This is a genomic window from Synechococcus sp. RC10A2 (genome assembly GCF_047502605.1).
This window is the reverse complement of sequence record NZ_JANSHP010000042.1, coordinates 105,610-123,673: the sequence shown is the minus strand read 5'-3', so window position 1 is coordinate 123,673 and position 18,064 is coordinate 105,610. Positions and strand designations below refer to the sequence as shown.

The following is an 18,064-nucleotide window of genomic DNA, read 5'->3' as shown; positions in this document are numbered from 1 at the left end:
AGTTATTTCCGACTCGCCAGCCGTTGCAAGTTTTTCTGCGCATCTTCCAATTTGGGGTCGAGCTTGAGCGCCTCTTGATACATCGTGCGCGCTTTGGCAATCTGCCCAGCGCGTTCGTAAGCCGCGCCCAAGTTGTTGTGATAGATTGCCGAGCGCGGGTTCAGCGCAACGGCGCGCTCCAACGCCTTCACCGCTTCCTGCACGCGATTGGAGCGCATCAGCGCGAGACCCAGATTGTTCCACGCGACATGGGAGCGTTCGTTCTCTTTCAGCACGGCGCGGTACTGCGCCTCTGCGCCGCGCAGGTCGCCCTTTTCCATCAGCAGGTCGCCGATAGCTAAGCGCGCCTCTTGACTTTTCGGGTTCTCCGCGACCACTTGCTGATAGAGGCGCAGCGCCTCGTCTGCTTGCCCTTTGAGCCGTTTCACGGTGGCGAGATTGAGCCGTGCGCTGGTCAGGCGCGGATTGATCTCCAGCGCGCGCTGGAGAGTCGCCTCGGCATCATCCAGCCGCCGCTGGCGTAGCCGCACGAAGCCGAGCTGATTGAGCGCGTCGGCGTCGTTCGGACGCAAGTTCAGCGCGTTCTCAAAGGCGGTTGCGGCTGCTGCAAGGTTCCCGCGCTGAAGATGCACGACGCCGAGATTGTAATGCAGGTCGGGATTATCAGGGTTAGCGGCGACGCCCCGCTCCAACGCCTGAATCGCCTTCTCGGGCTGGCGCAGTCGGGCATACGCCTCGCCCAGCTTGAGCCAGCCGCTTGCCTCTGTAGGCATTTTCGGCATCGCTTGCTCAAGCAGGCTCGCTACTTGCTGCCACTGCCCCAGCTCCGCAAGCGCCAGCGCATAGTTGAATTTGAAGGTGTTGTTGTTTTTGTCTATCTCCGTGGCGCGCTTATAATGCTCTGCCGCACGCGCAGGGAGCTTCATCATCTGGAAGGCATAGCCAAGGTTGTTATGCGCGTTCGCGTCGTTCGGTTTCGCTTGTATCGCCTTCTGGTAATGCTCCACCGCCTTCTGGTACTGCTTCGTCTTGGTGTAGAGATTACCCAGATTGTAGTGCGCGTCGGCGTCGTTAGGCTTGAGTTCAATCGCCTTGCGGTAGGCGTTAATCGATTTCTCCAGTTGGTTCGTGTGCAGGTAGGCGTTGCCGAGATTGTTCCACGCCTCAGCGTTTTTGGGGGTGAGCTGGGTCGCTTTCTCCAGCATCGGCACGGCTTCGGCGTACCGACCTACCTTGAGGTAGAGATACCCCAACCAGTTGACCACCGTGGGGTTATTCTCGTCGCGCTGATAGAGCGTCTCGAACTTCTCGATGGCTTCCTGCGTTTTGCCCTCGTTGGCAAGCGCGATTGCCTCGCGCACCGTCTGAGCCGAGAGCGCACCGCACAAAACTAATATCAGTGTCCCGATCGCCACGATTCGCATATTTACCTCCAGAACCTTAGACGCCCTCAAGTATACCTGTGTGCCCGCGATGGACGAGCGTTCACGCAATTTTCATTCAGTAGCTGTAATAGTCGCCGCCTTGCGCCATGTACGCACTGTAGGTCATTCCGACCGCTGCCCCGCCCACTACCAACACTATCGCCAGCGGCAGTGCGAACCGCACGACAGGCGACTGACGCTGGAGCGCGGGCAACAAGCGCATCGCAGGTGTTAGGGCAAGCAGGTAGAGGACGGCAAGCTGCCCCAGCGTCAGTTGCGCGAAACCGAACGCGGTTGTCCACAGCGATAGGTACAAAAGCATCGTCAAGGCGATTGCTCCACGCCCCACTGTGAAGCCGCTCAGAAACGCCAGCGGCACGCCGATGCCTATCACCGCGCCCAGCGTGCCCGACAGCTGCGCCAGCGACGCGCTCTTCGCGCCGTAAAACAGCACGCCCGCGCTCACCCCGCCCAGTAAAGCCATCAGCAACGGCGTCGCAATCCCGCGCTCCTCGCCCAGCGGCGCGGTCAGCGTCATCAGCAGCCATGTCGCCAGCGCAAAACCGACGATGTAGCCAACGCCTGCCGTCAGCGACCAGAAGCCCGACTCCATCAGCGGGCGGAACGGTGGTACAAACAGCCATAGCACACCCAGCAGCGCGCCCCACACCCACACCCAACGGTAGGCAGGCGCAATCCCCGCCAGCCAGCCTATGGGCAGTGCAAACAGCGCGTGCCAGAACACCCACTGCGTGGCGTCAATCGGCGGGAAGTCGGGGCGACCCTGCACGCGCCAATACAGCACGGCGAACCCTACGCTCACGCCGAGCGCGCTCAGCAGCGCGTGGGCGCGGCGGAGCCGCCAACCCAGCAGCCACAACACCCCAGCCGCCAGCGCTGCCAGCCCCGCCGTCAGCATGCTCTCTATGACAACGCTCACTGACGAATGCCCTCCACCGCGAAGGTGACGCGCACCTCGTCCGCCAGACCGCCGTTTAAGCCGTAGTTGATGTTGAACTGGCTGCGGCGAATCGTGAAGGTGGTCTCGAAGCCGATAATCTCCTGACCACGCTGGTTGCGCCCCTTGCCTGTGTAGGTTACCCGCGCGGTTATCGGGCGCGTCACGCCGCGCATGGTCAGGTCGCCCTGCACTTCCACAGTCGTGTTGTTGATTTTGCGCACGCGCGTGCTCTTGAAGGTGATTTTCGGGAACTGACGCGCGCTGAAGAAGTCAGGGCTGCGCAAGTGATCGTCGCGCTGGCTGTTGCCTGTATCTATGCTATTCGCGTCAATCTCCAGCTCGATAGAGCTGTTGGCAGGGTTCTTCTCGTCCACAACAATCGTGCCCGAAAAGGTGTTGAAGCGTCCGTAGGCAAAGCCCGTGTTCAGGTGCTTCACGCGGAAGATGATGAACGAGTGAACAGGGTCAATCCGATAGGTCACAGGTTGCGCCTGCACCGATTGTAAAGAGCCGACCAGCATCGCCACGATGCTCAAGTATGCCATCCAGCGTGTCTGTTTACGCATAACCAACCTCCTCCTTAGAGTGGAATGTTGTCGCACTCGGTCTTGTCGAGCGTGGTGAGCCAGTGTGCGAAGGCGCACAGGGTGTCGCGCACGGCGCGGAAGTAATGGTGTTGCCCCTGCTTGCGCATGGCGACCAGCTCCGCCTGCATTAGCGTATGTAGGTGGTGCGACACGGTAGACTGTGCGATGGGGAACCGCTCCGCCAGCTCGCCGCAGGAGAGTTCGCCATGCTGTAGCAGTGTGCGCAGGATGCTCAGGCGGGTGGGGTCTGCCAACGCCCGCGCGACTTGTATCGCCTTTCGCTCGGTCAGCTCGCGTCGCTCATTCATAGACCAATGTGCATATATCTATACGCACGAGGCGCGAGAAAGTTCCCTACGGAAATGAAGCGGGCAATCTCACTCGCCTTCGTCGTCTTCACCGTCGTCAGGGATGCGACGCAGCGCGATGAAGCCCTCCGAAAGCGTCTTGCCGACATACCACTCGACGCCGCGCATTTCGGCGCGTGTGCGTACCTTGTCGCTTGTCCATCGGTCGCCGATGACGACGGGCACGGCGTCGATGCCTGCGCCGCGCAGGGTGTTCGCGCGTGCGAAGGCGCGGTCAACATCGTCACGGTCTACTTTCACAGACACTTCGACGACGATGACCTTGTTCCCCTTCGCCCAGATGAGGTCTGCAGCGCTGGGGTCGGCTTCCGCTTCGAGGATAGGGTCGTCCCCGTTGAGCGTGCGCAGCCAGTTTTTCAGGAGTCTGCTCACAAAGGGCGACTCGGGGTGTCCGCCGCGTCCGCCCGCGAAGATAATCCGAGCGCGTTGGCGCACCTCTTTCTCCAGCTCTGCGCCCCGCCGCAACCCCTCGAAGCCCTTCCGCCACTCCTTGAAGTCGTGCAAGTCGCGCGCCATCTGCTCTTGCACCGCTACGACGCGCTGCACCTGAGCGGTTAGGTCGCGCAGCTGACGAGCGTGTTCCTGCAGAATCGCCTCGTGTCGCTGCTGGCTCTCTATCAACTGCTGCAACAGGCGACTATGCTCCTGCAGAATCGCCTCGTGTTGCCGCTGGCTTTCTATCAACTGCTGCAACAGGCGACTATGCTCCTGCAACTGGCGCGTATGCTCCTGCAGGATCGCCTCGTGCCGCTGCTGGCTCTCGATGAGTTGCCGTATCAGGCGACTGTTCTCCTGCTGCTGTGCCGCGTTGCGCTGCTGCGCCTCAACCAATTGGCGCACCAACTCGGGCAGCTGCAAAAGCTCGTCGTGCAGGATTTGGCGGCGGATGGCTTCGCGCGTCTCCGCACGCTTCTGAAACGCGCGGAGAATCGCCTTCTCGTCCACAATCCGATCCTGCAACGCCTCCAAAAACTCTGGATTCTCATCCAGCAGGCGCAACAACTCCTCGAACCGCTCTTGCACGGGTTCCACCACCCTGAATTATACCGCGCAGCGAGGGTATACTGCACGCATGCGGCTTGACCAGCGCGACCTTCAGAAGTGTATTCACTGCGGTCTATGTTTGCAGGCGTGCCCGACCTATGTGTCCACGGGTCAGGAGGCGGAGTCGCCGCGCGGACGGATTTACCTGATGCGCCAAGCGATGGAGGGGCGCATCGAGTGGGCGCAGGCGCGACCGCATATCGACGCTTGCATGGGGTGTCTGGGCTGTCAGACGGCGTGTCCGTCGGGCGTGCCCTACGCGAAGTTGATTGAGGGGGCGCGTGCCGAAGTGGAGCGACATGCACGCACGCCGTTCCAGCGGTTCGTGCGCCAGCAGGCGATTGCCCGCTTCACGAATCCGACGCATCTGCGCCTGATGCTGCGTTTAGCGGGCGCACTGGGCATTCAGCGCACGCCGCGCGGGATGGCACAGCTATTGGGCGCAGGCGAGTCGGCGGTGCGCTTGCCGCGCCTGCCCGCGCGCGCGTGGCGACCGACGCAGACCGTCTATCCCGCAGCGACGCAGCCGCCCAAAGCGCGTGTAGGGCTACTGCTGGGCTGCGCGATGCAGGTGCTGTTCGGGCGCGTGCATCGCGCCACAATCGGCATGCTCACGCTGGCGGGCTACGAGGTGCATCTCCCGCGCAATCAGGGCTGTTGCGGTGCGTTGTGGGTGCATAACGGCTACCCCGACCAGGCGCTACGCAACGCGCGACGGCTCTTTGCGGCGTTCCGCGAGATGGACTACATCGCCGTGAACGCGGCAGGCTGCGGCTCCACGATGAAGGAGTACGGGCTACTGTTCAGCAAGACGCCCGACCACGCCGAAGCGGAACGCTTCGCCCAGCGCGTGCGCGATGTGCATGAGTTGCTCGCCGACGCCGAGCTGCCCACGCCCACGCGCGACGACTCACTCTGTATCACCTACCACGACGCCTGCCACCTCGTGCATGGGCAAGGCATCCGCGAGCAGCCACGCGCCTTGCTGAAACGCTTGCCTAATGTCAAGCTGGTGGAGATGGACGGCGCGGATATGTGCTGCGGCTCGGCGGGCATCTATAACCTACTGCAGCCTAAGCTCGCCCGCGACGCGCTCCAACGCAAGGTGCGTGCCATTCAAAACACGGGCGCGACCATCGTCGCCAGCGCGAACCCCGGCTGCACGCTCTGGATACAGCAAGGCTTGCAAGAGGCAGGCGCGCCTATCGAGGTACTGCACCCGATGGAGATTCTGGCGAAAGCTTACAACGCCATGCCATAATACACAGTATGCGGTTTCGGAAAGACGCGCCACCGCGCTGGCTGCGGCGCTGGTGCCCCGATGAGCATGTGCAGAGCGTCGCGGAGATAGCGCCCGAACGCCTGCAGGCGCGGGGTATCCGCGCGCTGCTGCTGGACTTGGATAACACCATCACGCCCTGGCGCAGTCGCAAAGTGCCTCCCGAAGTCGCCGAGTGGGTCAAGCAGATGCAGGCGGCGGGTATTCAGCTCTGTTTCGTGTCCAACACGCGCAACCTGGGGCGACTGCAGTGGCTCAGCGAGACTTTAGGCATTCCCTACGCGCGGGGACCGATGAAGCCGCGCCGCGCCATGCTCCGCCGCGCGCTGGAGATGCTGAATGTCGCTCCCGAACACGCAGCCATCGTCGGCGACCAACTGTTTACCGACATCTGGGGCGGCAATCGGCTGGGCATCTACACGATTTGGGTACACCCGATGCACCCACGCGAGTTCATCGGCACGAAACTCAGCCGCCAGGTGGAGAAGTGGCTGCTGAAGCGACTGCAACCCTACCGCATCGAGGACGGCGGATGATCGACGCGCACACAGTCCTGACAGGCGTGCTGGGCTACCCTGTGCGCCACTCGCTCTCGCCCGCAATGCACAACGCCGCGTTCTATGCGCTGGGGCTGAACTGGGTCTACTTGGCGTTCGAGGTCGCCCCCGACAGGCTCGCGCAGGCAATCGCTGGGATGCGCGGGCTGGGCATTCGCGGGCTGAACCTAACGATTCCGCACAAGGAAGCGGTCATCCCGTTGCTGGACGGGCTGACAGACGCTGCCCGACACATCGGCGCGGTCAACACGCTGTTTTGGGACGGAGAACGGCTGGTGGGCGATAACACGGACGCCGAGGGCTTCCTACGCGCACTCTACGAGGCGGGCGTGAATCCTGCGGGTCAGACCGTGCTAGTGCTGGGCGCGGGCGGCGCGTCGCGCGCAGTCGTGTACGCGCTGCGTCAGCAAGGCTGTACCGTGTGGATAGCGAATCGCTCGCGCGAACGCGCGGAGGCGTTGGCGGCGGCGTTCGGCTGTGCAGGCGTATTACCGCTGGAACGCGACGCGCTCGCCGAATGCGCCGCGCACGCAGATGGCGTCGTGAACGGCACTTCGCTGGGGATGGAACCGCACACGGACACGACGCCTCCCCTGCCCGTGGAGTCGCTGCCTGCAGGCGCGTGGGTGTGTGACTTGGTATACCGCCCGCTGCAGACGCGCCTGCTCCAAGCGGCGTCGGCGCGGGGGCTGACAACCGTCGACGGGCTGGGCATGCTGGTGCATCAGGGCGCGCGCGCCCTTGAACGCTGGACAGGCAGCCCTGCGCCCGTAGAGGCGATGCGCAGGGCTGCACTGCAAGCGCTGGAGTTATGACTCACGCCACACCTGCCAAAAAGTCGCCGTATACTGCCTCAAGCGCGGACGCCTGCCCAGCGTGAGCGCGACGCCTGCCAGCCCCAGCAGCACGCGCAGCAGCGCGCCGCCCTTGTTGAGCCAGCGACATGCCCGCGCCTGCCACGCGCCGTGAAACTTGCGAAAATAGCGCTCCTTGCCGCGATTGTAGTAAATCACCATCTGCGCCCGTTGCGGCTCGCCGCTCGCGCCTAAGTGATGCACGAACACGGCGTCATGCACATAGTAAATCTTGCCCCCTGACTGCCGCACGCGGTAGCACAGGTCGGTGTCCTCGCAATACAGGAAGTAATCTTCGTCGAAGCGCGGGAAGGGGCGTCGGAGCATCATGCACGCGCCCATCACCTGTTCGGTCTCAATCGTCGCGCTGAAGTCCCAGTGCGTGCGCCAGTAGCCCCCAAACAGGCGCGTGTGCGGGAACAGTTTCGCCAGCATGCTCTGCTCGCAGAAGACCCACCAGAGCGTGAGTTCGCGGGCGCAGGAGGGCTGGATGCGCCCGTCGGGGTAGCGCAGTTGCCCCCCACAGATGGCTGCGTCGGGGTGCGCGTCCATAAACGCTACCAGCCGTTGCAGTGCGCCGTGCTGGGCGCGGATGTCGGCGTTCAGAATCAGCGCGTAGCGCCCGCGCGCGACCTCCAGCCCTTGATTGCATGCCGCGCCGAAGCCGCGATTGTCGGCGTTGGCAATCAGGCGCACTTGGGGGAACCGCTCGGCGACCATCGCTGCGCTGCCGTCGGCGGAGGCGTTGTCGACCACGATGACCTCTGCCGCCACCGCATCGTCGCCCTGCGCACACAAAATCGACTCGATACACTCGCGTAGCAGCTCGCGCGTGTTATAGCTGACGATGATGACCGACACATCAGGCGTGGGATGCATCGAGGAAGGCAAGGCGTAGCTGGTAAGTATAGCCGTGCCGAGTGGGAGCGCGTTCGCAGGCGACGACGCGGGCGGCGTGGAGTGTGTCGTTGCCCGCAATCCCGCGCAGGGCGGCGGGCAACTCCAGCGTTAGGCGTGCGTTCGGCGCAAGCGCGGTCGGCGCGTAGATACGCAGCCCACCTGCGCTCGCATCGCGTACCCAGCCAATCCAGTAGTCGCCTGCCACATGCATCACGACGGAAACCTCGTCAGGCAGCGTGAAGCGCTCGTGTCGGCGTCGCTGGATATGTCGCCAGCGGGAGGCGACTCGCGCAATCAAGCTCGGCTGCGGGCGCGTCGCGCGTCCCACGAACTGGATTGTTGCTTCATAGACCCCTGCGGGCGTCGTCAGGCGTAGCTCGGCGAAGGTTCCCACCTCGAACGAGACGGGCAGCCCCCGCTCCAGCGGTGGCGCAAGGTGCAGGGCGTCGCCGTCAATCCCCGAAAGCACGGTGGCATACTGCTTGCCCTCTACGGTGAACTCCACGCGCTGCCCTGCTTCCAGCGCGGGGCACTCGCGCAGCGGGCACAGGCTCCAGCGGCGGCTGCCCAGCGCAATCAGCGCGCCTCCCAACAGGGCAAGTCCCAACCCAATCCCCAGCGAAGTCCAGTCGGTCATGGCGCGTATTTCGGGAGCGCGCTTCGCGCCGATTCCAGCTCGCGCATCGCTTCGATGCGCAGCAGGCTGGCGCGCGCTTCCTCCTCCGGATTGCGCGACAGCAAGTATCGTGCCATCTGTTGCGCGGCTTGGATGAGCATCTGGCTGGCGAAGCGTGTGTGGGCGAGTGTGCGGCGGGTCACCTCGGTCGGCTCGGCGCGTTCGAGCCACTGCCCGATGTGCAGCGCGTTCAGCACGGCTTGCTCCCCGCGCGTGCGCAGCGCGCTCCAGTTCGGGCTGGGATCGCTGGCAAGGCGACGCAGATCCAGTAGCTCACTGGCGAGGTCGGTCAGCAGTCCGCTGGCAATCTGCAGCCACAGCGCGGCGCGCACCTCTGTAAGTTCATAGCTACCGTTGGGCAGGTTCTCCAGCATACGGGTCGCGCCCTGCAGCAGATAGCGTCGGTAGGCGACCTCTGCCCCGTTCTGCTCGGCGACAGGCTGCAGCGTCCGCGCGGCGGCAGGCGCGTCGCCCTGCATTAGCAGCATATCGAACAGCGCGAGGCGCAGGGCAATCGCGTCGGGCTGCGCGCGCAGCGCGCTCTGCAGATGGCTCACCGCCTCGATCGTTTTGCCCTCTGCCTGCAGGAGCGACGCCCATTCCAGCACGAATCGCTCGTCGTTCGGGTGAATTTGCGTCGCGCGCGCCAGCTCGTGCTGCGCTTGCTCACTCAGGTTCAAGCGACGGTAGAGATGGACAAGCTCCATCCGCAAGTTCGGGTCTTCGGGTTGCGCGTTGACGGCGGCGCGTAGGTGGGGCAGCGCCTCGATGTGCTTGCCTTCACGCAGGAGCTGCTCGGCGAGTGGGCGCGGTTCGGTAGGTCGGGGAGTCTCCGCGCGTGTGGGCGTAGGCGCGGGCGTCTGAACCTGCTCGGCGAGGCGCGGCAGCGCCTCCCACAGTTCCGTGTCCAGGCGCATCGCGACGGTGCGCCCCAGAGTCTGCAGCGCGGTCATGTCGTCCAGTCTGCCCTGTCGGGTAGCGACCTGCTGAAAGCCTTCGGTCTCCCACACGGGCACACGCACGCCCAATCGCCAGACTTTGATTGCATACTCGTAGCTGGTCTGTGTAGGTGCGCGCGTACAGCGCACGGTCATCACAAACTCTGCGCCCCATGCGCGCGCCAGTTGCCCGCGCAGGGCAGGCGTCGGGTTCGCAAGTTGCTCCGCGCTCAGCCCGCGCTGCTCGCCAAACTGCCGCGCAATAGAGTGGTTCGGCGCGTACCACTCCACGCGCACTTTGCGCAACTCCTGCAGGAACGGCGTCAGGTGGGGCTTGAGGTCGATATTTGGGTCATACGGCTGACCGTCGTGTTGCACAGGCGGCGCGGGGTCAGCGAAAATCAGGAGGGTCGGCTGTGTCCAACCGCTCGCCCACAGCAGAAGCGTCGCCCCCAGCAGCGCGGCTACTCGTTGCATAGCAGTAGCCCGTTCTGGCAGGCAGCGATGCCCTGGCGCGCCGCCTCCACCTCGCGTCCTGCCTGAATCTGGCGTTCATACTCGGCGATTGCTTGCAGGAAGTGGGTACGCGCGTTCGCTTTGTCGCCTAAGCGCAGGTAGCAGGTGGCGATTTGCTGATGTACTTCGGCGGGGTTCGGCGCAGTGGGCAACGCCTGCAGGTAGGCTTGGATTGCCTCGCGGTAGTTGCCTGCGCGCTGCAGGTTCTGCGCTTGCGTGAGCGCGTCCGAAGCGCGGGGCGCGTTGCGATTCGGCGATTGGGGCGGTACGCGCTCCACACGGATTTCGTACACGCCGCGCTGGGTCTCTTCCACTTTCACATCGGGCATCACTTCGGCGTCGCGGGGACGGTCGCCCTCGGTTTTGGGCGTCTCCTGCTTGGGCGCGGGTTTCGATTCGGGCGCAGGCAGGGTCGGTATCTCGCCGCGCGGGAGCGCAGGCTCTGCAGGCGCAAGCGCCAGGCGCGACGGGTCAACCGTTACGGGGGGTACAATCGCTTGTGGCGGGTTGGGCGGCGGCGTCTCGGCAGGCGGCGCAGGGACGGTGCTTGGCGGCAGGGGGGCGGACGCGAGGGTCTCGGCTGAAGACGCCACGGGCTGGCTCGGCGCGGGCGCAGGCGGCGCGCTCCAGCGCAAAATCAGCGCGAAGCCAATCAGCAAGACCAGCCCCTCTCCCAGAAACGCCAACGCGACAGGTAGCGTCTCCACCCACAGTGGGCGCACGGGCGCAGGGCGCACCGCCGCGCGCGCCTGACGACGCAGGGCGTCCAGCCGCGCCCGCTCCGCAACGCTCAGCGGGTTCACTGCCTGCACGCGCTCGTAAGCCGCTATCGCTTCAGCGACCTGCCCGCGCCGCTCGTGAATCAGCCCCTTCAGCGACAGCGCGGGCGCGTAGGTCTCGTCCAGCGCCAGCGCGCCCTCACATGCCAGCAGCGCCTCCTCCAGCCGCCCCTGCTCAAACAGCGATACCGCCTCGCGCATCAGTTGCTCGGCGTGCGCTTTCGTGTCCGTCGTACCGTTTTTAGACATCGCTCCCCGCCGTATTGTACCTCATTAACTCGGAATAGCAAAGCCCCCGAGTGCTTCGGGGGCTTTGTGGCTCGGTGTGTCGGTTGAGTCAAGGCTTACTGCCCGCGCCTGCGCAAGAAGGCAGGGATGTCAAGGTCTTCGCGCGAGAGGCGCGGTTCGGGGCGTTGGCGTTCGGGCGTCGGGTTTACCGTGCGGGGCGGTTCAGGCGTGGTCGTGCGCGGCGTCGCAGCATCCATCCGTGCGCGGGCGATGTCGAGCGGATGCGGTTCTGGCTGAGGCTTCATCTGCACCGCCGCCTCTTTGGACAGCGGCTCTTCGGGGAAGCCTGTCGCCAGCACCGTTACCTGTACCACATCCGTCATGCCAGGCTTGATGACATGCCCGAAGATGATGTTCGCCTCTTCGGGGTCGGTCATCTGGTACAGCAGGTTCATCGCCTCCTGCACCTCGTAGATGCCGATGTCCTCGCCTGTGGTAATGTTCACGAGTAGCCTGCGCGCGCCGTAGATAGACGATTCAAGCAGTTTGCTGGTGGATGCCTCCTGCACGGCTTGAATCATGCGGTTTTCGCCTGTGCCCTTGCCCAGCCCCATCAGCGCAGTGCCTGCGTCCTTGAAGATGGTGCGTACATCTGCGAAGTCCACATTAATCTCGCCTGCGTAGTTGATGATGTCGGAGATGCCCTGCACGCCGCTGCGCAGCACATCATCCGCCATTCGAAACGCCTCGGTCATCGTCGTGGTGCGCTCCGACACATCGATGAGGCGGTCGTTTTGCACCACAATCATCGCGTCCACATGTTTGCGCAGGAGTTGCGCCCCTTCCTCCGCGACTTTCCAGCGTCGAGGTCCTTCGAACTTGAACGGTTTGGTGACGACAGCGATGGTGAGTGCGCCCAGTTCTTGGGCGATTTCGGCGATAATCGGCGCGGCGCCAGTGCCTGTGCCGCCGCCCAGCCCAGCGGTGATAAACACCAGATCCGCGCCCTCCAGCGCTCGGCGGATTTCGTGGCGGCTCTCTTCGGCGGCGCTCCGACCCGCCTCGGGATTGCCCCCCGCGCCCAGCCCACGAGTAATCCCGACGCCTAAAGGGATCTTCGCCGGCGCACGCGATTTGCCAAGCACTTGCTGGTCTGTGTTCATGGCGATGAACTCCACGCCCTGCACGCCGACTTCGATCATGCGGTTCACGGCGTTCCCGCCGCCGCCGCCGACGCCGACCACTTTCAAAACGGCTTGCACTTCCAAAAGTCCATTCTCTCGATGCGTTGCGCGATCCTTGGCCATGGTAAGTCTCCTAAAACGATAGGGTTCTCAGTGTCGTTGAAACCAGCGACGAACGGTTTGAACAAGTTGTTTCCATAAGCGCGTGGGTGCGATGGGGCTGTCGGTCTCGGGGAAGAGTTGCACGCCATAGAGCGCGAGTCCGACAGCGGTCGCGAACGCGGGCTTCTGAAGCGCGCTGGGCAACACAACCTCACGCGGCTGCGGCGTCCCCAGACGCACCGGCAGCGCGTCGAACACCTGCCGCCCCAGCTCGGTGGTGCACGGCAGACACGAGCCGCCCCCAGTCAGCACGACCCCTGCCGCCAGACGGTCGTACAGCCCAGAGCGTTCCAGCTCCTCGCGGGCATACTCCAGAATCTCGCGCATCCTCTCCTCGATAACCTCAGTAAACAGCCGTCGGGGCACCCGACGCTCCTCATTCGTTCCCATTTCCCGATAGGATACCCTCTCGGTTTCGGGCACGCGCGCTGCCAGCGCGCTCCCGAATTCGTGTTTCAATCGCTCGGCTTCCTGCGGATCTGCCAAGCGAAACATGATATACACATCACGGGTCACCTGATTCCCGCCAAGCGGCACGGCGCTGGTATACGCGAGCGCGCCGTCAATGAAAATCGCGACATCGGTAGTGCCGCCGCCGATATCGATGAGCGCAACGCCGATTTCGCGCTCTTCGGGGGTCAGCGTCGCCAAGCCCGACGCCAGCGGCTCCAGCGCCATCGCCTGCACCTCCAGCCCTGCGCGCTCCACGCAACGACGCAGGTTCTGCAGGAAGGTCAGCCCGCCCGTCACAAGCGTCGCCTCCGCCTGCAGGTGCGACGCGCTCATGCCGAGGGGGTTAAGGATACCTGACTGCCCATCGAGGATGTATTGCCGAATGAGCGTGTGAATCAGCTCGCGATCGGGCGGCAGATGAACCTGCTGCAGGTTGAAGCGCAGACGCTCTAAATCTTCCTGTGTGACCTCGCGGTCGGGGCGTGTAATGGTAATCTCCGCGCGTCGCTGAATCGACTCGATATGTTCGCCCGTGACGCCCAGCACGACGCCCGTGATGGTGAGTTCCCCCATCGTCTGCGCTTCGTGAACGGCGTGCTGGATGGCGGCGACCGTCTGCTCCATATCGACGACCTGCCCCTGCTTCAGCCCGCGGCACGGCGCGATGCCGTAGCCCGCAGGCTGCAGCGTTCCCTCCGCGCCCCGCTGCACCGCGAAGCAGCACACCTTCGTCGTGCCGATATCGAGCCCGGTGATGAGTGTCATCCTCGTTGCCGCCTTAGCGCCCACTGATTAAGGTAATAGCGACGAATGAGTGATAGGTTCAAAAACATCCGTCCGCCAAGCGTCACCACCGCCGCGAGAAACAGGTCCACCCCGATTCGGTCGCCCAAGTACGCCAGCATCGCCGCCAGCAGCGCGTTCACGATAAAGCCCGACACGAACACATCGGCGTGGAAGCGACCTTCCAGCGCGGCGCGCCAGCCCCCGAACGCCGTGTCGAGACCCGCCAACGCCGCCAGCGAAAGGTACGCCGCCCACTCCTCGGGCAGCGGGATGTCCAACGCCACCGACGCGATAACCACACCCAGCAGCAAGCCAATCAGACCCACAGCAATCATGGCTTCGCCTCCTCCGTCACAGGGCGTGCATAACGAAACTGGGTGGAGCCGCTGAACGCGGGAATGCGTACCTTGTCCAGCTGCCTTACCTGCGCCATCTTGGGGTCTACGCTTTTCAAGTCCGCGAGCGCGCCGCCAGGCATCTCCAGCGCGCCAATCAGTGTCTTCGGGTCGCCAATCGCCAGCACCACGAACGGCGACGCCATCTTCACATCGTTGACGAACACCACAGGACCCGTGCATCGGATTCCCGTCGTGGCGACGATGCGCTGCCCGTTGATGCTAATCGCCTCCGCGCCCGCCTGACGCAGTTCGTTCACCACGCGCAGCAGGTCGTAGTCGTGAATCGTGTAGAGTTCGGGCAATAACTCAGGCGAGTCGCCCGACGGACGCTTCTTGCTGTCTTGCAAGATTAGTTCGATGCCTGGACCTTCCACTTCCAGCAAGCCCGCAATCATCTTCGCTTCCTGCAGGCTCTGGCTCAGCACTTGCGCCTGCTTGGTGCCGCTGGCGAAGGCGTTCTCCAGTTCGTTGATGCGCTGGCGCAGTTGGCGTATCTCCTCTTCCAGCGCGGCGTTGGAACGCTTCTCCTGCACATAGGCGCGTGCGAGGTCAGGCAGGCGCGCGCTGGGCAACTCGGCAGTGCGGATGCGTGTCTGCTCCTTGAATGCCATCCCCAGCAGCAGCCCCACGACCAGCCAAATCGCGAAAAAGACAGTCATCTGCTTCAACTTGTTCTCGCTCATTGCTCACCCCCGGTTGTCGCGCGCGGTTTGACCGCCTCCGCGTCGGGCGTGCTGATGTCCACATACTCCCACTGGCGCAACTCGGACAAAGGCATCTCCAGCAGGCGGTGCATCGTCGCAAGTTGCCGTTCGAGCGCGTTCGCGTCGCCGAAGCGGAGTTGCACGGCGACAGGCGTCTCTGCGCCGCGTTGCACCTCCGCGTACAGCCGTATCCCGTTTGTGCGGGATAGATGCACTCGCGGGCGGCGCACATCGGCGCGGTGGCTGACCGCACGCAAAATCTCCAACGCTGCTCGCATCTCACCCTCGGCGTAGCGCCCGTTCCATCGGCGCGTACTATCCTGCGCGAGTCGAATCAAGCCCGATGTGGGTCGCGGATTCGGATTCGGGGGCGCGAACAAAAATCCTGTGGCGTCCGCGAAAATTCGGGCGCCATTTTCGTCCCGAATCTCGGCGAACGGCACACGCGGGACGACGAGCAGGCGCGCCCGCCCCACCCCTGCCGCCTGCCACCGTGCTTGCCGCACCCAATCCAGTGCCTGCACTGCACGCTCCACCTGACGCGGCGAGTCGTGCAACGGCATCGGCCGGCGCAAGTGCGTCTGGAGCAGCGCATAGAGTCCCGCGCGCGCCTCCCACGGCGCACCTACCACCTCAAGATGGGTCAACTGAGTGCGTGGCGAGAACCACAGGCTCAGCGCCAGCGCACTCAGCGCGGTCGCCCACAGGAGCGGCTCCGCGTTGCGCCCTATCCACCTCCCGAACGGCGACACGCGCCCTGCGCGACGCTTGGAACGTCTGTGCCCAGCCGCCCGCGCAGGCGCGGGCATGCTGAACCTCCCCGTCGGCTCCAGCACGGGAGCAAGCCGTGAGGCAGTCGCTTGGCTTCGTATCCGCACGCGCGTGCCGCGTTCCCGCAAACGCATACGCTACACCTCCTCCAGCGCGTCGCTCAAGATGCGCTCGACGAGTTCGCCGAAACTTAGCCCTGCCGCCTCCGCGCTGCGCGGCAGCAACGAGGTCGGCGTCAAGCCCGGAATCGTGTTCACCTCTAACACATACGGGGTCGTCTCGCGCACAATCATATCCACGCGGCTCATGCCCCGACAGCCCAGCGCAAGGTGCGCCGTAACAGCAGTCTGCTGCAGCAGTTCCAGAATCTCGCTGGGCAGGCGCGCGGGCACAATCTCTTCTGTCTCGCCAGGCACATACTTCGCGTGGAAGTCGTAGTAGCCGCTTTTGGGGGCAATCTCCACAGGGGGCAGCGCATACGGTTCGCGCACACCCAGCACGGGCACAGAAACCTCCACGCCCTCGATGAGTTCCTCCACGAGCGCGTGCGCGTCGTAGGCGAACGCTTTGCGCAAGGCGCGTGGCAGCGCGTCCCATGCGAACACGCGCATCGCCCCCAGCGTTGAGCCGCCCTGATTCGGCTTCACAATCACGGGCAAGCGCAGCCGTCGTTGCACGCGCTCCAGGCTTTCATCTTCCGCATCGCTGAGCAGCAGCGCGTTCGGCGTGGTTAGCCCCACCTCGCGGAAGACCATCTTCGCGATATACTTATTCATCGCCAGCGCGCTGGGCAGCACGCCAGAGCCTGTATACGGGATGCCGAGCAGTTCCAGAAGCCCCTGCACTGCCCCGTCCTCGCCGTGCCTGCCGTGCAGCGCGATAAACGCCACATCGGGACGCTCCTGCGTCAGCAACTCCTGCAAGCCCCAGTAGCCCTCCTTGCCCGTAAGCAAGGCGGGGTCTACTGCGACGGCGTGATACTTATCGGGGTTCAGCGCCTGCATCACGCGCAGTCCCGACAGCAGCGACACATCCCGTTCAGGCGAGTCGCCGCCCATCAGCACGGCGACTGTGAGCCGCCGCGCCTGACCACGCGCCTCCAACCGACGCAGCAGCAACGGCGCAATCTTCTCTATATCCCCTGCACCCATCACCACGACCACATCGTTCGGCTGCAAATGCGGGATTAGGCGCGACGGAATCTGCTCCTTGATGGGCACATAGAGCGTAGGCGGGCAGTCGCGCTCCAGCAGCCCATCAGCAATCAGCGCCGCGCTGACGCCTGGAATCGGCTGCTCGCGCGCGGGGTAAATATCCGTGATGACCGCAAAGTCTGCAGCGGCAAGGCTCTCTATCAGTCCGTGCAACTGGTCGCGCGTGCGGCTATACAGGTGAGGCTGGTAGACCACCACCAGTCGGCGGTTGGGGAACCGCTGGCGCAGTGCGCTCAGTGCGGCGCGTATCTCCGTCGGGTGGTGCGCATAGTCGTCTACCACGGTGATGCTCATCGCCTCGCCGACGATTTCCTGCCTGCGCTTGACCCCCCGAAAGTGCGCCAGCGCGTCCCGAATCACCGCCACAGGGACGCCCAGCAGTAGCGCGATGCATGTCGCCCCCAGCGCGTTTTGCACATTATGCTCGCCCAAGACGGGGATGCGCAGCGTCGGCTCGGCATCCGATAGCCAGTGGCTATTATGCACGCGAAACTCGGTGTAGGTCGGCGGGCGCGCGGTAATCTCCGCGCGGAGGTCGTTATGCGACCCCAGCCCATACAGGATCGGCGGTCGCTCGTGCCCGCCAATCCCATGTAGCATTTTCACCATCTCGCGCACACCATGACTGTCGCCGCAGGCAACCAGATAGCCCTCGCGAGGCACATGCTTGCTGAAATTCGCAAAACTCTTGAGCAATCGCTCAAAGGTGCCGTGATAGTCCAGATGGTCAGGCTCGATGTTCGTAATCAGCGCGAGATACGGGCGAATATCCAGAAACGATTCGTAGGCTTCACAGGCTTCCACGACTGCCCATTCGCTGTTGCCCAGTCGTAGGTTGCCCTGCCACGGCGCAGGCAGGGGCACATCCGCGCCTATCAGCACGGTTGGGTCATATCCCGCTGCCTCCAGAATCGTTGCGGTCATGGCGGTGGTGGTGGACTTGCCGTGCGTGCCTGCGATTGCGATGACTTTGTAGTCGCGCAGCAGCCAACCCATTAGTTGCGAGCGTCGCCAGATAGGAATCTCGCGTCGAAGGGCTTCGATCACTTCGGGATTATCAGGGTGGATGGCGTCAGACACCACGACCCAGTCGGGCTGCCCCATGCGGTTGGCATCGTGCGCGGCGTAGGCGTCCACTCCGATTTTACGCAGCGCGTCTAATATCGGGGATTCCACGAGATCTGAGCCGCTGATGCGCGCGCCTTTGTGTCGCAGCCAGCGCGCGAGCGCAGACATCCCTGCCCCACCGATTCCGACGAAGTGGAATGCCATCGACAGGCT

General features: G+C 64.0%; 18 protein-coding genes. 3 read left to right on the top strand and 15 right to left on the bottom strand.

Translation table 11 applies throughout. The features are described from left to right. Positions 1–2 precede the first annotated feature (2 nt). The 5 genes from NW848_RS04835 to NW848_RS04815 all read right to left on the bottom strand — a co-directional run bounded on the left by NW848_RS04835 (position 3) and on the right by NW848_RS04815 (position 4,372). Entirely contained in the window at positions 3–1,424 is a 1,422-nt protein-coding gene (locus tag NW848_RS04835; RefSeq protein ID WP_414510570.1) for a tetratricopeptide repeat protein, read from the bottom strand. Positions 1,425–1,500: 76 nt separating this feature from the next. Then, complete coding sequence (locus NW848_RS04830; RefSeq protein ID WP_414510569.1) at positions 1,501–2,364, bottom strand: hypothetical protein; 864 nt, start codon at positions 2,362–2,364, stop codon at positions 1,501–1,503. Further along, positions 2,361–2,951, bottom strand: coding sequence for a YceI family protein (locus NW848_RS04825; RefSeq protein WP_414510568.1), 591 nt, complete (start codon positions 2,949–2,951; stop codon positions 2,361–2,363). Before NW848_RS04825 ends, NW848_RS04830 begins: the two co-directional genes overlap by 4 nt. Before the next feature lie 14 nt (positions 2,952–2,965). Then, positions 2,966–3,280 (bottom strand): ArsR/SmtB family transcription factor, encoded by a 315-nt coding sequence (locus NW848_RS04820; protein ID WP_414510567.1) that lies wholly within the window; start codon positions 3,278–3,280, stop codon positions 2,966–2,968. 69 nt (positions 3,281–3,349) lie between these two features. Then, positions 3,350–4,372, bottom strand: coding sequence for a hypothetical protein (locus NW848_RS04815; protein ID WP_414510566.1), 1,023 nt, complete (start codon positions 4,370–4,372; stop codon positions 3,350–3,352). A 40-nt stretch (positions 4,373–4,412) separates the two neighbouring features. On the opposite strand from NW848_RS04815, the gene NW848_RS04810 reads away from it, so the two are divergent. The 3 genes from NW848_RS04810 to NW848_RS04800 are packed head-to-tail and all read left to right on the top strand — an operon-like array spanning position 4,413 to position 7,035. Further along, positions 4,413–5,645 (top strand): (Fe-S)-binding protein, encoded by a 1,233-nt coding sequence (locus NW848_RS04810; RefSeq protein WP_414510565.1) that lies wholly within the window; start codon positions 4,413–4,415, stop codon positions 5,643–5,645. 8 nt (positions 5,646–5,653) lie between these two features. Continuing rightward, positions 5,654–6,199 carry a YqeG family HAD IIIA-type phosphatase gene (locus NW848_RS04805; protein ID WP_414510564.1) on the top strand — a complete coding sequence of 182 codons (546 nt, stop codon included), beginning with the start codon at positions 5,654–5,656 and terminating at the stop codon, positions 6,197–6,199. After that, positions 6,196–7,035 carry a shikimate dehydrogenase gene (locus tag NW848_RS04800; RefSeq protein ID WP_414510563.1) on the top strand — a complete coding sequence of 280 codons (840 nt, stop codon included), beginning with the start codon at positions 6,196–6,198 and terminating at the stop codon, positions 7,033–7,035. The genes NW848_RS04805 and NW848_RS04800 overlap by 4 nt, the downstream gene beginning before the upstream one ends. On the opposite strand, the gene NW848_RS04795 is transcribed toward NW848_RS04800, so the two are convergent. From NW848_RS04795 to murC, 10 genes are all read right to left on the bottom strand, one after another. Beyond that, on the bottom strand, positions 7,030–7,953 hold the full coding sequence (locus NW848_RS04795) for a glycosyltransferase family 2 protein (RefSeq protein WP_414510562.1): 924 nt from the start codon (positions 7,951–7,953) through the stop codon (positions 7,030–7,032). The genes NW848_RS04800 and NW848_RS04795 overlap by 6 nt on opposite strands. Then, positions 7,937–8,611, bottom strand: coding sequence for a PilZ domain-containing protein (locus tag NW848_RS04790; protein WP_414510561.1), 675 nt, complete (start codon positions 8,609–8,611; stop codon positions 7,937–7,939). The genes NW848_RS04795 and NW848_RS04790 overlap by 17 nt, the downstream gene beginning before the upstream one ends. After that, positions 8,608–10,065 carry a tetratricopeptide repeat protein gene (locus NW848_RS04785; protein WP_414510560.1) on the bottom strand — a complete coding sequence of 486 codons (1,458 nt, stop codon included), beginning with the start codon at positions 10,063–10,065 and terminating at the stop codon, positions 8,608–8,610. Before NW848_RS04785 ends, NW848_RS04790 begins: the two co-directional genes overlap by 4 nt. Then, a complete protein-coding gene (locus NW848_RS04780) occupies positions 10,053–11,132 on the bottom strand; it encodes a tetratricopeptide repeat protein (RefSeq protein ID WP_414510559.1) in 1,080 nt (359 codons plus the stop codon). Before NW848_RS04780 ends, NW848_RS04785 begins: the two co-directional genes overlap by 13 nt. 95 nt (positions 11,133–11,227) lie before the next feature. After that, positions 11,228–12,418, bottom strand: coding sequence for a cell division protein FtsZ (gene ftsZ / locus NW848_RS04775; protein ID WP_414510558.1), 1,191 nt, complete (start codon positions 12,416–12,418; stop codon positions 11,228–11,230). A gap of 27 nt (positions 12,419–12,445) precedes the next feature. Beyond that, a complete protein-coding gene (gene ftsA / locus NW848_RS04770; RefSeq protein ID WP_414510557.1) occupies positions 12,446–13,675 on the bottom strand; it encodes a cell division protein FtsA in 1,230 nt (409 codons plus the stop codon). Then, positions 13,672–14,031 (bottom strand): DUF1290 domain-containing protein, encoded by a 360-nt coding sequence (locus tag NW848_RS04765; protein ID WP_414510556.1) that lies wholly within the window; start codon positions 14,029–14,031, stop codon positions 13,672–13,674. Before NW848_RS04765 ends, ftsA begins: the two co-directional genes overlap by 4 nt. Continuing rightward, entirely contained in the window at positions 14,028–14,777 is a 750-nt protein-coding gene (locus NW848_RS04760; RefSeq protein ID WP_414510555.1) for a DUF881 domain-containing protein, read from the bottom strand. Before NW848_RS04760 ends, NW848_RS04765 begins: the two co-directional genes overlap by 4 nt. Beyond that, positions 14,774–15,703, bottom strand: coding sequence for a cell division protein FtsQ/DivIB (locus NW848_RS04755; protein ID WP_414510554.1), 930 nt, complete (start codon positions 15,701–15,703; stop codon positions 14,774–14,776). Before NW848_RS04755 ends, NW848_RS04760 begins: the two co-directional genes overlap by 4 nt. 3 nt (positions 15,704–15,706) lie before the next feature. Then, positions 15,707–18,055, bottom strand: coding sequence for a UDP-N-acetylmuramate--L-alanine ligase (gene murC / locus NW848_RS04750; protein ID WP_414510840.1), 2,349 nt, complete (start codon positions 18,053–18,055; stop codon positions 15,707–15,709). Positions 18,056–18,064 lie beyond the last annotated feature (9 nt).

Coding starts and splice junctions, on each gene's coding strand:
- NW848_RS04835 (WP_414510570.1), bottom strand. CDS start 1,424: ATGCGAATCGTGGCGATCGGGACACTGATATTAGTTTTGTGCGGTGCG.
- NW848_RS04825 (WP_414510568.1), bottom strand. CDS start 2,951: ATGCGTAAACAGACACGCTGGATGGCATACTTGAGCATCGTGGCGATG.
- NW848_RS04820 (WP_414510567.1), bottom strand. CDS start 3,280: ATGAATGAGCGACGCGAGCTGACCGAGCGAAAGGCGATACAAGTCGCG.
- NW848_RS04810 (WP_414510565.1), top strand. CDS start 4,413: ATGCGGCTTGACCAGCGCGACCTTCAGAAGTGTATTCACTGCGGTCTA.
- NW848_RS04805 (WP_414510564.1), top strand. CDS start 5,654: ATGCGGTTTCGGAAAGACGCGCCACCGCGCTGGCTGCGGCGCTGGTGC.
- NW848_RS04800 (WP_414510563.1), top strand. CDS start 6,196: ATGATCGACGCGCACACAGTCCTGACAGGCGTGCTGGGCTACCCTGTG.
- NW848_RS04795 (WP_414510562.1), bottom strand. CDS start 7,953: ATGCATCCCACGCCTGATGTGTCGGTCATCATCGTCAGCTATAACACG.
- NW848_RS04790 (WP_414510561.1), bottom strand. CDS start 8,611: ATGACCGACTGGACTTCGCTGGGGATTGGGTTGGGACTTGCCCTGTTG.
- NW848_RS04785 (WP_414510560.1), bottom strand. CDS start 10,065: ATGCAACGAGTAGCCGCGCTGCTGGGGGCGACGCTTCTGCTGTGGGCG.
- NW848_RS04780 (WP_414510559.1), bottom strand. CDS start 11,132: ATGTCTAAAAACGGTACGACGGACACGAAAGCGCACGCCGAGCAACTG.
- ftsZ (WP_414510558.1), bottom strand. CDS start 12,418: ATGGCCAAGGATCGCGCAACGCATCGAGAGAATGGACTTTTGGAAGTG.
- ftsA (WP_414510557.1), bottom strand. CDS start 13,675: ATGACACTCATCACCGGGCTCGATATCGGCACGACGAAGGTGTGCTGC.
- NW848_RS04765 (WP_414510556.1), bottom strand. CDS start 14,031: ATGATTGCTGTGGGTCTGATTGGCTTGCTGCTGGGTGTGGTTATCGCG.
- NW848_RS04760 (WP_414510555.1), bottom strand. CDS start 14,777: ATGAGCGAGAACAAGTTGAAGCAGATGACTGTCTTTTTCGCGATTTGG.
- NW848_RS04755 (WP_414510554.1), bottom strand. CDS start 15,703: ATGCGTTTGCGGGAACGCGGCACGCGCGTGCGGATACGAAGCCAAGCG.
- murC (WP_414510840.1), bottom strand. CDS start 18,055: ATGGCATTCCACTTCGTCGGAATCGGTGGGGCAGGGATGTCTGCGCTC.